Consider the following 15,262-nt stretch of genomic DNA (forward strand, 5'->3'; position numbering starts at 1 on the left):
GCGCCGAGTCTATCCAGCCGCTGCGCCGCTCAGACCTTCCAGGCTCCGTCGTGCGCCGCAGCGGATTCGTCCAGCAGCGCCGGCCCGATGCATTCGATCGGATGCGGCGACGCGCGGAACACGTCGCGGCACGACAGTTCCGCATCGCGCTGGTCCTGCCGTTCGCCGCGGAACACGCGCAAGCGCTCGGCGTCGATGCCGAACACCACGCGGCCGATGTTCGACCAGAAGATCGCGCCCGCGCACATCACGCAGGGTTCGCCCGAGGCATAGAGGGTGGCACCCGCGAGTGCTTCGCGCGAGATGCCGCGGCCGGCCAGTGCGCGGATCGCATTCGTCTCGGCGTGGCCGGTGCAGTCGCCTGTCTCGCCGGTGTTGTTGTAGGCCTCGGCCAGCACCTCGCCGTCGGCCGAGACGATGATCGATCCGAAGGGCCGGTTGCCGCGCCGGCGCGCGAGGTGCGACCAGCCGATGGCCTTGCGCAGATACCGCCCGTCGCGCTCGTCGAGTGCGGTTTCTTCGGGAAGCGAGGTGTTGGTGTTGTGGGTGCTGTTGAAATTCATGCCTTGGTGGAAATCATGCGTTCGTTGCGCGATGGGAGCATCGAGGTGTTGAAGATGGCGTCGGCGGCGGGCTTGACCTTGAGTCCGAAGACCTCGGCCACCTCGTCGACCTGCTGCTCCAGCGTGAGCTTCCGGATGTCGCCGAGGCCGTGGCCGCGTGTGTCCGCCGCGCCCACATATTGCGCCGTGACGCCCCAGCGTTCAAGCTCGATCTTCTCGTCGAGGATGGGCTCTCGCTGGCGCATGGCCGCGATGCTGGGCGCAGGGTTGGCAAATGTCTCGACGATGGCGCGGTTGGTCGCGCGCAGAAAAGCCGCGACCACCTTCGGGTTCTGCGCGATGAGGTTGCTGCTCGCGAGGATCGCGTTGCCATACAGGTTGACGCCGGCATCCGCGTACTTCAGCACCGAGAGCTCCTCGGGCTTCATGCGCGCGAAGAGCGAGATCGCCGAGTCGTGAAAGTAGGTGGCGGCATCGACGTCGCCCCGCACCATCACGTTGTCGCGCGCGCTGAAGTCGGTGGTCTGCCACTGGAAGGCATCGCTGCGCATGCCCTGCTTGCGCGCGACCATCGGCCATGCGCGGCGGGTCGATTCGACCGCCGCGGCCGCCACCTTCTTGCCCTGCAGGCTCTTGAAGTCGCCGGTCACGCCGCGGTCCTTGCGACCGATGATCACGAACGGTGCGCGGTTGTAGTACTGGTAGACGGCCTGCACCATCGGCGTGCCGGGGTTCTGCGCGTTGAACTCGACCAGCGAGCTGATGTCGCCCAGCCCCATTTGGTAGACGCCGCTCGCGATGCGGGTGATCGAGGCGACCGAGCCGGCGCCGGTGTCGATGCTCACGTCGAGCCCTTCGTCCTTGTAGTAGCCCTTGGCGTGCGCAAGGAAGAAAGGCGCGGTCTGGCCGTTGATGCGGAAGTCGAGCGTGAACTTGATCGGGGTGAGCTTGCCGGCGCTGCCCTGCTGGGCCAGGACGGACGGGGCGGCAAGGGTCGCGGCGCTGGCCGCTAGAAAGAATCGACGTTGCATGTGGGGCCTCGGAATCTTCGGGTCTTGAAAAAACCTTCCGCTGCAAGACGACGAATGCAGAAGGCGCTTCAAGAGCAATTTCCGGGCGGGCGCACGTTCGTGGTGCGTGCGCTGCTGAACGCTTCTACTCTTGCCAGCGCTGATGCACGACGCATGCCAAGGGGTTTTCCTCGGGCTTTTTGGCCGAGGCCTGGCACATTGGCCAGACCGCGCGCACAATCCGGGCGCGCAATTTGCAAGGCAGGTTGCGCAGAGTAGAAGCGTTCAGCCGCGCGATGCCCCACGCAGCATTCAGGCAGGAAATTGCTCTTTCAGGTTCGTTCGTACCCACGCGCAACAACAGAAGGAGTCCACGCATGCTCGTCACCCGACAACCCGTCTTCCGCAAGTTCTGGCATGCCGTCATGCCGCTTACCGAACTGGCCGATGGCCCCAAGCCTTTCAGGCTGCTGGGCGAAGACATCGTTCTCTTCATCGATGCCAGCGGCGAGCCGGCCGCACTGCGCGACCGCTGCTGCCACCGCACCGCGAAGCTCTCGAAGGGCTGGTGCGTCGATGGCGAAGGCAAGGCCTGCGGAACCGGCGCGATCCAGTGCGGCTATCACGGCTGGACGTACGACCGCAGCGGCCAGGTCATCCGCATTCCGCAGTACGAGGCCGACCGCAAGATCTCGCCCGACTACCGCACCACCGCCTACCGTTGCACCGCGCGCTACGGCTACGCGTGGGTGGCGCTGGAAGAGCCCATTGCCGACATCCCAGAAATCCCGGAGTTCTCCGACCCGGCCTACCGCACGATCTTCCAGTTCCACGAGGAGTGGCAGACCAGCCCGATGCGCGCGCTCGAAAACTCCTTCGACAACTCGCACTTCAGCTTCGTGCACCGCGCCACCTTCGGCGTGGCCGCGAGCCCGAAGCCGAGCAGGTACGAGCTGGTGGAAAACGAGTCGGGCTTCTACGCGGGGACGGTCATCGAGGCGAACAACCCGGTGAAGTTCCACGCGATCAGCGGCGTGACCGATGCGATCACCACGCGCCACATGCGCAACGCGTATTTCCTGCCGTTCTCGCGCCGGCTCGACATCGAGTACCCGAGCGGTGTGCGCCACATCATCATCAACTGCTTCACGCCGATCGACGACGGGCGCATGCAGCTGTGCCAGTGGCTCTTCCGCAACGACACCGAGGCCGATTGCGCGGCGCAGATGCTGATCGATTTCGACGCGGAGATCACGCGCGAGGACAAGGACATCCTCGAATCGACCGACCCCGATGCGCTGGTCGACACGCGCCGGCGCGGCGTGGAGTATTCGATGGAGTCGGACCGTCCCGGCATGCTGATCCGCAAGCACCTGATGCAGTTGCTTGCGAAGCATGGCGAGGCAGAGGTCTATCGCGGCATGGAGAGCGTCACGATTCCCATTGCCAAGGCCGCCTGAGCGGCCGTTGCCTCAGGCCGGTGCCGTGACAGGGCTCGGCCGCGTGCCGCGCGACGGCGTCTGCTCGTAGCGGTCCATGCCGAGCCCGTCGGTGCGGATGTCCGGCCGCTGGCCCATCACCATGTCCGAGATGAGCTTGCCCGAGCCGCAGGCCATGGTCCAACCCAAGGTGCCGTGGCCGGTGTTGAGGAACAGGTTCGCATGGCGCGTGGCGCCGACGATGGGCGTGCTGTCGGGCGTCATCGGGCGCAGGCCCGTCCAGAAGCTGGCGCGCGGCAGGTCGCCGCCGGGGAACAGGTCGCTCACTACTTTCTCGAGCGTGGCGCGGCGGGCCGGGTTCAGGCGCAGGTCGAAGCCGCCGAGCTCGGCCATGCCGCCGACGCGGATGCGGTTGTCGAAGCGCGTGACCGCGACCTTGTAGGTCTCGTCGAGCACCGTCGATTGCGGTGCGAGCGATTCGTCGACCAGCGGCACGGTGAGCGAGTAGCCCTTGACGGGGTACACGGGGATGTCGAGGCCCAGCGAGGCGATGGCCGCGCGCGAGTAGCTGCCGAAGGCCATCACGTAGCGGTCGGCCGTCAAGATCTTGCCGGTGGTGGTGCGCACCCCGGTGATGCGGCCGCCGTCGGTTTCCAGGCCGTCGATGGCCTGGCCGAAGCGGAAGTCCACGCCCAGGCCACGCGCGATGTCGGCAAGGCCGCTGGTGAAGAGATGGCAGTCGCCGGTCTCGTCGTTGGGCAGGCGCAGGCCCCCGGTGAGGCGGTCGCGAGCGCCGGCCAGCGCGGGCTCGATGCGGGCGAGGGCGTCGCGGTCGAGCAGTTCATAGGGCACTCCGCATTCCTCGAGCACCGCGATGTCGCGCTGCACCGCGTCGAGCTGCGCCTGCGTACGGAACAGCTGCAGCGTGCCACCGGTGCGGTGCTCGTATTGCAGGCCGGTGTCGGCGCGCAGTTGCTGGAGGCACCCGCGGCTGTATTCGGCCACGCGCATCATCCGTTCCTTGTTGACCGCGTAGCGCTCGGGCGAACAGTTGCGCAGCATCGCGGCCATCCAGCGCAGCTGGAACAGCGTGCCGTCGGGGCGGATCGACAGCGGCGCGTGCTTCTTGAACATCCACTTGATCGCCTTCAGCGGAATGCCCGGCGCGGCCCACGGCGTGGAGTAGCCCGGCGACACCTGCCCGGCGTTGCCGAAGCTGGTTTCCTCCGCGGGGCCGGCCTGCCGGTCGAGCAGGGTGACTTCGGCGCCCGAGCGTGCGAGGTAGTAGGCCGTGGTGGTGCCGATCACGCCGCCGCCGAGAACGATGACTTTCATGGTGTATTCGCTGATTCAGGTGGAATGCATGGAATCTAAGGTGCACAATGCAGTGGATTCCATTGTTTTTCAGGGTTTGGCGGAGAAATCCACTGCCAAAAATCGTCCAACGCAGTCCGCGGAGTGAAATGCCGGAACTCGACCGAATCGACCGCAAGATCCTCGACCTGCTGCAGCGCCAGGGCCGTGTCTCCATGACCGAACTGGCCGAGCACATCGGCCTGTCTGCCTCGCCTTGCGCCGAGCGCGTCAAGCGCATGGAGCGCGACGGCGTCATCACCGGCTACCACGCGCGCGTGTCGCCCGAGGCGCTGGGCAAGACGCTCCTGGTGTTCGTGGAGATCAAGCTCTCGGCCAAGTCCGGTGACGTGTTCGACAAGGTCAAGCAGGAGTTGCTGCACATGCCGGAGGTGCTCGAATGCCATCTCGTTTCCGGCAGCTTCGACTACCTCGTGAAGGCGCGCCTGAGCGGCATGAGCGAATACCGGCATCTGCTCGGCGACATCCTCAAGAAGCTGCCCGTGGCGGCCGAGTCGCACAGCTATGTGGTGATGGAAGAGATCAAGGAAACGCTCACGCTCGCTGTGGACCGCTGAAACGCCGCGGCTACCATCTCGCCGGCATGCAAGACACCCCGACGATCACCATCCGTCCCTGGCGCCTCGACGACTTCGATGCGGTCAAGGCCATCCTCGACGACACCTTCGCGGGTACCTGGCTGCCGCAGCTCACGCCGGAAGCCGCGCGGGCGTATCGCGAGAGCGGCGAGCCCGTCGGCTACATCGACGAGATGGGGCCCGCGTTCTTCGTTGCGGAAATCGACGGCGAGGTGGTCGGCATGGTCCATTGGGAAGACGACTTCGTCCATGCGCTGCACGTGCCCGCGGTGCAGCAGCGCAAGGGAATTGCGCGCGCGCTGATGGCGTTTGCCGAAGACGGCATGCGCGCCGATGGCGTCGAAGTTGCGCGACTCGAAACCGACACCTTCAACACGCAGAGCCAGGGCTTCTATCTCGCGCTCGGCTATCGCGAGGCCGACCGCTATCCCGATCTCGAATGGCACAGCGGCTTCACGACCATCCTGTATGTGAAGCCGCTCGCCCGCTGAACTCTTTTTTTCATCCACCAAGGAAACAGGCATGAGCATTTCGATCCGCCGAGACGGCACCACCGGCACGCGCCACATCCTCAAGATCCGCAACCACGAGATCCCGGTCGATGCTTCGCCGGCCGGCGGCGGTAGCGACGCGGGCCCCGAGCCGCACGACCTCTACGACGCATCGCTTGCAGCCTGCAAGGCGCTCACGGTGCTGATCTACGCACGCCGCAAGGGCATCCCGGTGGAAGACATCGAGGTGGTGGTCGACCGCGACGACAGCGAGGAGCGCAAGGGCGTCTATCGCCTGAAGTCGGGCCTGCGCCTGACCGGCGACCTGACCGAGGCCCAGCGCGACGAGTTGCTGCGCGTGGCGGGCAAATGCCCGGTGCACAAGCTCATGACCGAGGTGAAGACCGAGATCGAGACCGGCTGGGCCTGAGCCCGTTCGCTGCGCGCGCGTGCCGGTCGTTCAGCGCACGACGCGGTACGCGCGCACTGCGCGAACCAGCGCCCACAGCCCGGCCTCAGCAGGCACGTTCTTCTCGTTGAACGACACGGCAACGTACAGGTCGTCGGCCGGCACGTAGGCCACCACGGTGGTGAAGCCCTCGATGCCGCCGCTGTGCCCGAGCATCAGGCCCGGCCCGTCGGGCACGTCGTAGAGCTGCACGCCCATGCCATAGGAAGAATTGCCACCGGCGTATGGACCGAGCATCGCGGGCATGCGGGTGAACATGCGATGCACCGTGTCCTCGGGCAGCACCTTGCCCGAGAGCAGCGCATGCCAGAAATGCACGAGATCGCCCGCGGTCGATGCCAGCGCGCCGGCCGCATAGGGCGTGGCGTACTGGTCCGGCGCCTCCACGGGCCGGCCCGCCGCGTGGCCCGTGGCCACCGGCAGTTCGACGCCAGGCTTGCGCATGACGGTGTGCGTGAGCGACAGCGGCTTCAGCAGGCGCTTGGCCAGCACATCGGCCAGAGGCATGCCTTCGGTCTTTTCGACGATCACGCCCAGCATGGCGTAGCCGGTGTTGGTGTAGCGCCAGTTCGTGCCGGGGCAGAACTGCGGCGGTTGCGAGGTGCCGAGCGCGATGATGTCGGCCGGCGGCCGGTACTTCGTGCCCAGCGATGGCAACGCGTTGAAGCTGGCCAGCCCGTTGGTGTGCCGCAGCAACTGCTCGATGGTGATGAGCCGCGCATTGGGCGCATCGGGAAACCACTGGTCGATGGTGTCGTCCAGCTTCAATCGTTTGTCTTCGACGAGCTGGAGCACCACGGCTGCCGTGAACGTCTTGCCCGTGCTGGCCATCTGGAAGGGCTGGTCCGGGCCTGCCGGCGTGGGCGGCTCCTTGCGTGCCAGGCCGCGCGTGGCGGACCAAAAGCCTTCCCCGGGGATCGCGACTGCGACGCTTGCGGCGGGTACGTGCGGGAGCATCTTGTCGAGAGCGCCGCTGAGTGCCGCCTGCAGTTCGGCGGGCAGTTCGCCGTCGATGGGGCGGCCAAAGTCCTTCTGCCACACGGCCTCGGGCGCCGAGCGCATCGGCGGGCCCGTGTAGACGGGCGAGGCGCTGCACGCCGGCTGGGCATGCGCGATGTCAAGGGAGAGCGATGCGGCGAGCAGCGCTCCCGCCGATATCTTCAGCAAGGACATTCGATCCCTTTCCATTCACTTCGATGCTTCGATGCTTCGATGCTTCGATGCTTCGATGCTTCGATGCTTCCGCCTGCCCGCGTGCTGGCCCCGTGCGCCTCGCATGCCGATTTCCCTCATCGGCCAGCGGGCCGAGTGCCGTGTCGAGTTTGTCGCATTCAAGCCCACGTCATGAAGCGGATCGCTCGCAGCACATCGGCTTCACCACGCGCGAAAAATCACTCGCCAACGCAGGCGCGAGGCTGTCGAAGTAGCGCGCATTTCCGCCAAGGCCAGCCAGCAGCACGATGACGGGGCCCGCAGTGCCTGGCTTGTGCCAGTCGCGCACCTGCAGCGACACATCGGACTCCGTCGACACCTTGATGCGACGTTCGGTGACGGAGGCAACGGCAGGGCCCGTGCCGATCCCGCCGGGTGAGCTGCCGCCACCTCCGCAGGCCGCCAGGGCCAGCGCGGGCGGCAGGGCGGCCATGGCGCGAAGCACATATCTGCGCGGGGGGTGAAACCAAAGGGGACGGGCCGGTGAGGAAGGAGGTCTGTTCACGTCGATGTGCTTTCCGGATGAGAGCGTTCCAGTGTGGTTTTCGCGCCTGAAGAGGAGCTGCGTTCTTCATGAAGATTTCCTGAAGTCCCCGCGCGGGGCTTGGCAGATACTTCGCCCACATTTCGACCATCGGGCGGCTTCGCCCCGCATACCCATGAACCTTCTGCTTGTTGAGGACGATCTCGATCTCGGCAATGGCGTGCGCATCGCGCTGGCCAATCAAGGCATGGACGTCGTGTGGGTCCGCCGCCTCGGCGACGCCTTGCGCACCCTCGATGGCGGCACCTTCGACATGGTGCTGCTCGACCTGGGCCTGCCCGACGGCGATGGGTTGGAGCTCCTGTTCCGCCTGCGCCGCGACAAGCAGATCCTGCCCGTGCTGGTGCTGAGCGCGCGCGATGCGCTCGACGACCGCCTGCGCAGCCTGGACGACGGCGCGGACGACTATCTCGTCAAGCCCTTCGCGCTGGCCGAGCTGCTGTCGCGCGTGCGCGCGCTGGCGCGCCGCAGCTACGGCTTCAACGACGAGACCATCCGCATGCGCGGCCTCGCGCTGCACGAACCGACGCGCGGCGTGATCGTCGACGGCGAGCCGGTCGAGTTGTCGCGCTGCGAGTTCGACCTGCTCGCGCTCCTGCTCAAGCGCACCGGCCGCGTGGTCACTCGCCGTGTGATGGAAGAGCAGGTGCTGCCCGGCGGCCAGGCCAACGGCAGCAATTCGCTGGAGGTGCACATCTCCAACCTGCGCAAGAAGATCGGGCAGGGCTACATCCGCACGGTGCGCGGCATCGGCTACGTGATCGATGTGCAGTCGCTGGTGCGGAGCACGCCCAAATGATGCAGGCCCTGGCGCTGCGCTGGAGGAAGTGGAAACAGCCCTCCCTGATGCGGCGCCTGCTGCTCGCGCAGATGGCCGTGGTGGCCCTGCTGTGGACCATGGCCATCGCGCTCCTGCTCTACGACTCCTACGAAGACCCCGAACTGCTGAAGTACCAGAAGATCTTCCACACCATCACGGTGATCGCGGAGAACCTGGCCGACCGGCCCGATCGCCAGCAGGAGACGCTGGCCGCCTTCGACCAGGTGCTGGTCGAAGCCTCGGGCGATGGCGACGCCGCTGCGGACACGGCCGCCGTGCTGCAGGTCTGGCAGAAGGACCGCCTGATCTACCGCTCCACGGCGGGTGTGCCCGTCATCCTCAACACGGTGCCCAACCGCATCGAGACCGTGACTGCGGGAGGCCGCGAGTGGCGTGCGCGCACGCACGTCTCCGCCAATTCCGATACGCGCGTGATGCTGGCCGAGCCGAGCGTCTGGCGGCTCACCGTCACCATGGCGTACCGGGGCTATTACCTGCTGCCGCTGGTGATCAGCCTGCCGTTCCTGGTCTTTCCGGCGTGGCTCTCGATGCGCGTCGCGCTGCGCCCCTGGCGGCAGGTGACCAAGGAAACCTCCGAGCGCGGGCCCGCCGACATGACACCGCTGTCGTACACGCCGCCGCACAAGGAATTGCAGCCGCTGGTGCAGAGCATCAACAGCCTCTTGCAGCGCGTGCGCGACAGCACTTCGCGCGAGCGCAGCCTGATCGCCGACGCGGCCCACGAACTGCGAACGCCGCTCGCGGCCATGCGCGTGAACGTCGAGGCGCTGAAGGAGCAGAGCACCGATGAAGGCCAGCGCGAACTCATGGGCAACTTGCTGCGCAGCAACGACCGCGCCGCGCGGCTGGTGGGGCAGCTGTTGCAGCTCATGCGCAGCGATGCGGTGCTGCATGGCGACCTGCCGGTCATGCTGTCGCTCGATGCCTTGGTGCAGGACCGGCTGGCCATGATCGAAGGCCTCGCCAGCACCCGGGGCGTGGAGCTGGAACTCGAATGCGAGGGCAACGTGCCGGTGCTGGGCGAGCGTGAAAGCCTGGTCTCGATGATCGACAACCTCATCAACAACGCCATCAAGTACAGCCCGGCGAATGGAAGGGTCCTGGTGAAGGTGGCCAGCGAAAGTGCCCGGGCAGTGCTGACGGTGGCCGACCAGGGCCCGGGCATTCCGCCCGCGCTGCGCGAGCGCGTGTTCGACCGGTTTTTCCGCAACCCCGACCAGACGCAAAGCGGCAGCGGGCTGGGCCTGGCCATCGTCAAGTCGGTGGTGGATCGGCACGGCGGCGAAGTGGTGCTCGAGGAGGCCGAGGGCGGCGGCTTGCTGGTCGCGGTGCGGCTGCCGCTGGCGGCGGCCGAGGCGCCCCAGCCGATGCTCAGCCTCTAAGAGGTTGAGCGGTCACGCCGAATTGCCTCTCAGCCTCTGAAACCTCCCTCCGGACACGGCCAAAGGGCTTGGTCAGGTCCATTTTGGGGCGGAGATTTACAATGCCCGGCTACCCCCGGCGCCGTCTACAGGACACTTTCAACAATGAAGTGGGTCATTCTTGCAATCTTCGCGCTCAGCGCGCTCTACGTTCACTTCCGCGGGCAGGTCCGGCATCGTTTCTTCAGACAGCTCTCTGATCACTCGACCTTCCTCGCGCCGCTGAACGTCTTCATGTACCTTTTCTCCAAGGTGCCCGGTACGCCGTACCTGTCGCCCGCACAGTTCCCCGAGATGCGCGTGCTCGAAGAGAACTGGGAGGTCATCCGCGAAGAAGCGCTGGCCATGCGCAATGGCGGCAGCATCAAGGCCTCGAGCCAGTTCAACGACGTGGGCTTCAATTCCTTCTTCAAGAGCGGCTGGAAGCGCTTCTATCTCAAGTGGTACGACGAGGCGCATCCCTCGGCTGCCGTGCTGTGCCCGCGCACGACCGAACTGCTCAAGGGCATCGGCACCATCAAGGCCGCCATGTTCGCCGAGCTGCCGCCCGGCAGCCGCCTCGTGCGCCATCGCGATCCCTTCGCCGGTTCGCTGCGCTATCACCTGGGCCTGTGGACGCCCGGCGTCGAAGGCTGCTATATCGACGTGGACGGCCAGCGCTACCACTGGCGCGACGGCGAGGCCGTGGTGTTCGACGAGACCTTCATCCACTACGCCGAGAACACCACCGACCACGACCGCGTGATCCTGTTCTGCGACATCGAGCGCCCGTTGAAGTACCGCTGGGCCAGCGCGGTGAACCGCTGGTTCGCCAAGAACCTGCTGGCCGCCGCGAGTTCGCCCAACGATGCGGGCGACAAGACGGGCGGCATCAACCGCGCGTTCAAGTACATCTACCAGATCCGCGTGGTCGGCAAGCGGCTGAAGGCCTGGGACAAGCGGGCGTACTACCTTGTGAAGTGGTCCATCTTCGGCGGCCTCGCGCTCTGGATCTTCTGGTAACCAAGCCGCTTCCTTGAAGCGCCGGGCCGCCTGACCGTGCGGCTCAGGCCTCGGCCAGCACCAGCTGCTTGCGCTTCGTGCGTGCCCAGCCGACGATCACGGCAAGCAGCGTGCCACCGATCACGTCGAGCAGCACGTGCTGCCGCGTCGCCAGCGTCGAGTAGACGATGCCGAAGGCCCACAGCAGGTTCACCCATTGCGTCCACGCGGGCGCATCCACGCTGCGCAGCTGGCGGCCCAGCAGCATGGCGGTGAATACCGCGAAGGCCACGTGCAGCGATGGGAAGGCATTGCCGCCCACGTCGGTGGCCTTGAGGAACTGCAGCGCCGGATACTGCGACCAATCGACCGCGAACACCGGCACCGTGGTCGGAAAGAACCAGAACACCGCGAGACCGGCGACCGCCATGGTTGCGGCACCCCGCGCGCAGGCCCACAGCTCGGCCTTGTTCTTCGCGAAGGCGGGGGCGAGCGAGATGTAGAACCACAGCGAGCCGTAGAGCAGCATCGCGTCGTCGCTCACGGCGACCCAGTGGTCGATGGGCATGAGCGGCATCACCGTCGGCGTCGACGGCGGGTTGTGCATCACCCAGAAGTACAGAAAGAAGAAGCCGGAGATGCCGAGCGTGGTGCCGATCATCTTCACGATCCAGAGCGTCGCGAACCGATGCCCCAGTGCCAGGTACCAGGGCACGGAAGGAAGGGATGCGGGGCTCGAGCGGGATGTCATCACCGATGCGGCTTTCGGGGAGGGGGAGCGCCACAGCTTATGCAACTGCATTGCGTGAACATTGCGCTGCCCGGCATGGTGCCTCTCCTAGAATGTCCCGCCCACCCGTTCGCATTGCCCACCTCTCATGAGAATCCTGCTCGTCGAAGACGAAACCGATCTGGCGCAGGCGCTCGCATCGGCCCTGCGTCAGAACCAGGCGGTGGTCGATGTGGCGAGCTCCCTGCGTGAAGCCGAAGAGGCCGCGCTCGGTGCGCAGCACGACGTGATCGTGCTCGACCGCGGCCTGCCTGATGGCGACGGCCTCTCGCTCGTGGCGTTCCTGCGCCAGAACGACATTGCCGCCGCGGTGCTGGTGCTCACCGCGATGTCCGACGTGGCCGAACGCGTGCTGAGTCTTGACGGCGGCGCCGACGACTACCTCGCCAAGCCCTTCTCGATGGACGAGCTCATGGCGCGCGTGCGAGCGCTCGCGCGCCGTCCCGCGGTGCGCGCCAACCTCGTCATGACGCTGGGGCAACTGCGCTTCGAGCATCACACGCGGCAGGTCCATGTGGGCGAGGCCTGCCTCACGCTCCCGCGGCGCGAACTGCTGGTGCTCGAAGCCCTGCTCGAGCACCGGGGCCGCACGGTGCAGCGCGAGGCACTGCAGGACCGCGTGTACGGCCACAAGGACGACATCCAGTCCAACGCGCTCGACACGCATGTCTCGCGCCTTCGCTCCAAGCTCGACAAGGCGGGCGCGCAGGTCGAGATCCATGCGATCCGCGGTGTGGGCTATCTCATCTGCGCGGCATCGGCGCTGTGAGCGGCATGCGCCTGTTCTCCCTGCGCTGGCGCCTGATCTGGAGCCTGATCCTGCTGCAGGTGGTGGTCGGCTCGCTGGTGCTGGGCGGCTTCCTCGGATTGGCCTGGATGCTGGGGCGCGTGGTCGACGAAAACGGCCAGGAGACGGTGGCGATGATCGGGCGCGCGATGGTGCGCGGCGCCGATGGCCGGCTGGCCATCGAGCCGACACGGGAATTGCGCAGGCTGCAGCAGGCTGATCCGCCGCTCTGGTTCATCGCGCGCGACGAGCGCGGCTCCGAGGTGCGCAGCGGCGATGTGCCGCCCGTCTATGCGGCGCTCATGAATGCGTTCGGCGACGTGGAGCGCGTGGCCCTCAATCCCGAGAACGACAACACCCGGCCCAAGGCCCGCTTCGAGCGCGTCGACACCCGCGCGGGCCCGGTCGCCGTGCTGGCGCAGACCGGCGGTCCGCTGACGATGGAGAACACGCTCAAGGGCACGGGCCTCCTGTTCCTGTGGCTGGTGGCGCCGATGGCATTGCTCACCAGCCTGGGCGTGATCCTGGCCACGCCCTTCGTGGTGAAGCGCGGGCTGAAAGGCGTGGTCGCCACCGCCGAGCATGCCGAGAGCATCGACGTGCACGAGCGGACCACGCGTCTGCCGCTGGCCAACGTGGCGAGCGAGATCCGCCCGCTGGTCAACGCCGTCAACCGCGCCTTCGACCGGCTCAACGAAGGCTACGACCGGCAGGAGCGCTTTCTGGCCGATGCCGCGCACGAGTTGCGCACCCCGATCACCACGCTGCAGATCCACCTGGAGGGCTTGCCGAACGACCCGCTCAAGGTGAAGCTGATGCAGGCCTCGGCACGGCTCGCCACGCTGGCCGAGCAGCTGCTCGACCTGCAGCGCCTGGACCATGTCGTGCTGCAGGAGCAGCCGGTGGACCTGAAGGCGCTGTGCGAGCGCGTGGCGGCCGACATCGCGCCGCTCGCCATCCAGAACCGCTGCACGCTCTCGGTCGACGCATCGCAGGCGCTGACGGTGCGTGGCGATGCGCCATCGCTCGAACGCGCACTCACCAACCTGATCCAGAACGCCATAGAGCACGGGGGGCAGGGCTGCGATATCGAGGTGCGGCTGTGCGAACCCTCGTGCATCGAGGTGCTGGACTCGGGGCCGGGCATTCCCGAGGCGGACCGCGAGCGGGTGGTGGCGCCGTTTCACCGGCTCGTGCCGCGGGGACGAGGCGCCGGGCTGGGCCTTCACCTGGTGGCCGAAGTGGCGCGCCTGCATCGCGGGCAGCTGACCATCGGATCGAGCGAATCGGGCGGCGCGAAGATGCGGCTCGAACTGAACCTCAGCGCCTGAGCGCGCGGTTGCAGGGTTCGGAGAACCAGCGAGCCACGGTGTCTCCGAGCAGGCCCGAGACCGCGATCACCGCGACGAACCACAGCGGTATCCATGCCGGCGGTACATCGGCCTGCTGGTACAGCCATGCACCGGGAATCACGACGAACATGTGCGTGAGGTAGACCTCGTAGCTGTGCCGGCCGAACCATCGCAGCGGCGCGGTGGCTGCGTTGGCGGCCCATCGCCAAGGGCGCCAGTGCATGGCCACGAGCACGAGTGCGATGCCCAGCTCCAGCAGCGACACCTGCAGGCCATGGCGCGTGAGGCCCCACTGGAACACCTCCTTGCGGAAGCAGAAAACGAGCACGCTGAGCCCAAGTCCCATCCACAGCACGAGCCGCTGCACGGCGGCCGATGGCACCTGTGGCACGCGATGCGCCAGCAGGGCGGCCAGGCAGCCGAAGGCGATGCCATCCATGCCCGAGAGGTACGAATGGTCCTGCCACAGCTCGTTGTCGCTGAACACGCTGCGCGCGAGGGGGCCGAGCACGATCGGCACGAGCAGCAGGACGCACAGCCGGCGCTCGCTGCCGCACGCCACGCAGAGCAGCGGAAAGAAAAGATAGAAGGCCTCTTCCACCGACAGCGACCACAGCACGCCCCAGGGCCCCGGCAGGTAGCCCACCTGCGCTTCCAGCCAGTTGAGGTGCAGCCCGAGCGCGGCGACCACGGCGCGCCAGAGCGGAACCTTGCCTGTGTCCAGCGCGAACCACGCGCTCCCCGCGAGGTGCAGCACGCCCAGTACCGCCAGGAGCAGCAGCAGGCTCGGCAGGATGCGCGCGGCGCGAAGGCGGTAGAACGCCGCGGGCCGCACCTGTGAGAGATCGCCCCAGCGGCGGATCGAGGCGCTCGTGATCAGGTAGCCCGAGACCACGAAGAACACGATCACCGCGTAGTAGCCGCTGCGAAACAGGATGCCCGCGAGCCGCGGTCCCAGCGCCTCCGCCAGCGCGGGCGGGCCGAAGGGAACGCGCAGGTTCGCATGCAGGAGGATGACCAACACCACGAGCAGGCCGCGCAGCAGGTCGACATGCGCCAGGCGCGGCAGCGCGGTGTTCGAAGGGAGCGCGGAACGGGCCATCGGCTTGCGATTCTGGGCGAGTCCCCGGCGTTGTCGCTGAAGGCCTGCTGAAGCGCCGACAATCGACCGCTCCCCGCCCATGCCTTTTGCCGATAAAGACCTTCCCTCGCCGATCGATCTGGCCAGCGCGCAGGCGCTGATCGCCGTCGTTCAAGCCGAAGCCGCCGCGCAGGCGGTTGCCTTGCGTGCGCCGCCGCCCGAGCCGACCACCTGCTGTGGGCGCGGCTGCAATGGCTGCGTGTGGGAAGGGTGGCTCGGCGCCATCGCGTACTGGCGCGACGAGGCCTCGCTGCTGCTGGCCTGACGAG

17 protein-coding genes are annotated in these 15,262 nt (G+C 67.0%); 10 read left to right on the forward strand and 7 right to left on the reverse strand.

Annotated elements, in window-relative coordinates:
• Positions 1 to 29: 29 nt before the first annotated feature.
• The gene (locus J2W23_RS10630) at positions 30 to 563 is read right to left on the reverse strand and encodes a nucleoside deaminase (RefSeq protein WP_307648678.1); all 534 of its coding nucleotides are present in this window, start codon (positions 561 to 563) and stop codon (positions 30 to 32) included.
• Entirely contained in the window at positions 560 to 1,594 is a 1,035-nt protein-coding gene (locus J2W23_RS10635) for an ABC transporter substrate-binding protein (protein ID WP_307648679.1), read from the reverse strand. The genes J2W23_RS10630 and J2W23_RS10635 overlap by 4 nt, the downstream gene beginning before the upstream one ends.
• A gap of 356 nt (positions 1,595 to 1,950) precedes the next feature.
• On the opposite strand from J2W23_RS10635, the gene J2W23_RS10640 reads away from it, so the two are divergent.
• Entirely contained in the window at positions 1,951 to 3,033 is a 1,083-nt protein-coding gene (locus J2W23_RS10640) for an aromatic ring-hydroxylating dioxygenase subunit alpha (protein ID WP_307648680.1), read from the forward strand.
• Between the two features lie 12 nt (positions 3,034 to 3,045).
• On the opposite strand, the gene J2W23_RS10645 is transcribed toward J2W23_RS10640, so the two are convergent.
• Positions 3,046 to 4,347, reverse strand: a complete 1,302-nt coding sequence (locus tag J2W23_RS10645) for a D-amino acid dehydrogenase (RefSeq protein ID WP_307648681.1) — start codon at positions 4,345 to 4,347, stop codon at positions 3,046 to 3,048.
• A 128-nt stretch (positions 4,348 to 4,475) separates the two neighbouring features.
• Here J2W23_RS10645 and J2W23_RS10650 point away from each other — a divergent pair, with 128 nt between their 5' ends.
• From J2W23_RS10650 to J2W23_RS10660, 3 genes are read left to right on the forward strand one after another with little or no spacing between them, the layout of a single operon-like run.
• Entirely contained in the window at positions 4,476 to 4,943 is a 468-nt protein-coding gene (locus J2W23_RS10650) for a winged helix-turn-helix transcriptional regulator (RefSeq protein ID WP_176659586.1), read from the forward strand.
• Between the two features lie 26 nt (positions 4,944 to 4,969).
• Positions 4,970 to 5,455, forward strand: a complete 486-nt coding sequence (locus tag J2W23_RS10655; protein ID WP_307648682.1) for a GNAT family N-acetyltransferase — start codon at positions 4,970 to 4,972, stop codon at positions 5,453 to 5,455.
• A 31-nt stretch (positions 5,456 to 5,486) separates the two neighbouring features.
• On the forward strand, positions 5,487 to 5,885 hold the full coding sequence (locus J2W23_RS10660; protein ID WP_307648683.1) for an OsmC family protein: 399 nt from the start codon (positions 5,487 to 5,489) through the stop codon (positions 5,883 to 5,885).
• 30 nt (positions 5,886 to 5,915) lie between these two features.
• Here J2W23_RS10660 and J2W23_RS10665 read toward each other — a convergent pair whose 3' ends face one another.
• Together J2W23_RS10665 and J2W23_RS10670 are read right to left on the reverse strand one after the other, a co-directional pair.
• On the reverse strand, positions 5,916 to 7,097 hold the full coding sequence (locus tag J2W23_RS10665; RefSeq protein WP_307648684.1) for a serine hydrolase domain-containing protein: 1,182 nt from the start codon (positions 7,095 to 7,097) through the stop codon (positions 5,916 to 5,918).
• A gap of 169 nt (positions 7,098 to 7,266) precedes the next feature.
• Positions 7,267 to 7,569 (reverse strand): hypothetical protein, encoded by a 303-nt coding sequence (locus J2W23_RS10670; RefSeq protein WP_307648685.1) that lies wholly within the window; start codon positions 7,567 to 7,569, stop codon positions 7,267 to 7,269.
• A gap of 226 nt (positions 7,570 to 7,795) precedes the next feature.
• On the opposite strand from J2W23_RS10670, the gene J2W23_RS10675 reads away from it, so the two are divergent.
• From J2W23_RS10675 to lpxO, 3 genes are all read left to right on the forward strand, one after another.
• Entirely contained in the window at positions 7,796 to 8,479 is a 684-nt protein-coding gene (locus tag J2W23_RS10675; RefSeq protein WP_176659591.1) for a response regulator, read from the forward strand.
• A complete protein-coding gene (locus J2W23_RS10680) occupies positions 8,476 to 9,903 on the forward strand; it encodes a sensor histidine kinase (protein WP_307648686.1) in 1,428 nt (475 codons plus the stop codon). The genes J2W23_RS10675 and J2W23_RS10680 overlap by 4 nt, the downstream gene beginning before the upstream one ends.
• A 144-nt stretch (positions 9,904 to 10,047) precedes the next feature.
• On the forward strand, positions 10,048 to 10,944 hold the full coding sequence (gene lpxO, locus J2W23_RS10685) for a lipid A hydroxylase LpxO (protein ID WP_176659593.1): 897 nt from the start codon (positions 10,048 to 10,050) through the stop codon (positions 10,942 to 10,944).
• Between the two features lie 43 nt (positions 10,945 to 10,987).
• Here lpxO and J2W23_RS10690 read toward each other — a convergent pair whose 3' ends face one another.
• A complete protein-coding gene (locus J2W23_RS10690; protein ID WP_307648687.1) occupies positions 10,988 to 11,674 on the reverse strand; it encodes a phosphatase PAP2 family protein in 687 nt (228 codons plus the stop codon).
• Positions 11,675 to 11,801: 127 nt separating this feature from the next.
• Here J2W23_RS10690 and J2W23_RS10695 point away from each other — a divergent pair, with 127 nt between their 5' ends.
• Together J2W23_RS10695 and J2W23_RS10700 are read left to right on the forward strand one after the other, a co-directional pair.
• Positions 11,802 to 12,482, forward strand: a complete 681-nt coding sequence (locus J2W23_RS10695) for a response regulator (RefSeq protein ID WP_307648688.1) — start codon at positions 11,802 to 11,804, stop codon at positions 12,480 to 12,482.
• Between the two features lie 5 nt (positions 12,483 to 12,487).
• The gene (locus J2W23_RS10700) at positions 12,488 to 13,831 is read left to right on the forward strand and encodes a sensor histidine kinase (RefSeq protein WP_307648689.1); all 1,344 of its coding nucleotides are present in this window, start codon (positions 12,488 to 12,490) and stop codon (positions 13,829 to 13,831) included.
• Here J2W23_RS10700 and J2W23_RS10705 read toward each other — a convergent pair.
• Positions 13,821 to 14,954 (reverse strand): acyltransferase family protein, encoded by a 1,134-nt coding sequence (locus tag J2W23_RS10705; protein ID WP_307648690.1) that lies wholly within the window; start codon positions 14,952 to 14,954, stop codon positions 13,821 to 13,823. The genes J2W23_RS10700 and J2W23_RS10705 overlap by 11 nt on opposite strands.
• 79 nt (positions 14,955 to 15,033) lie before the next feature.
• Between J2W23_RS10705 and J2W23_RS10710 the strand changes: the two genes are divergently transcribed.
• Entirely contained in the window at positions 15,034 to 15,258 is a 225-nt protein-coding gene (locus tag J2W23_RS10710; RefSeq protein ID WP_176659597.1) for an oxidoreductase-like domain-containing protein, read from the forward strand.
• Positions 15,259 to 15,262 lie beyond the last annotated feature (4 nt).

The sequence above is a fragment of the Variovorax boronicumulans genome, from assembly GCF_030812215.1.
Classification (GTDB): Bacteria; Pseudomonadota; Gammaproteobacteria; order Burkholderiales; family Burkholderiaceae_C; genus Variovorax; species Variovorax boronicumulans_C.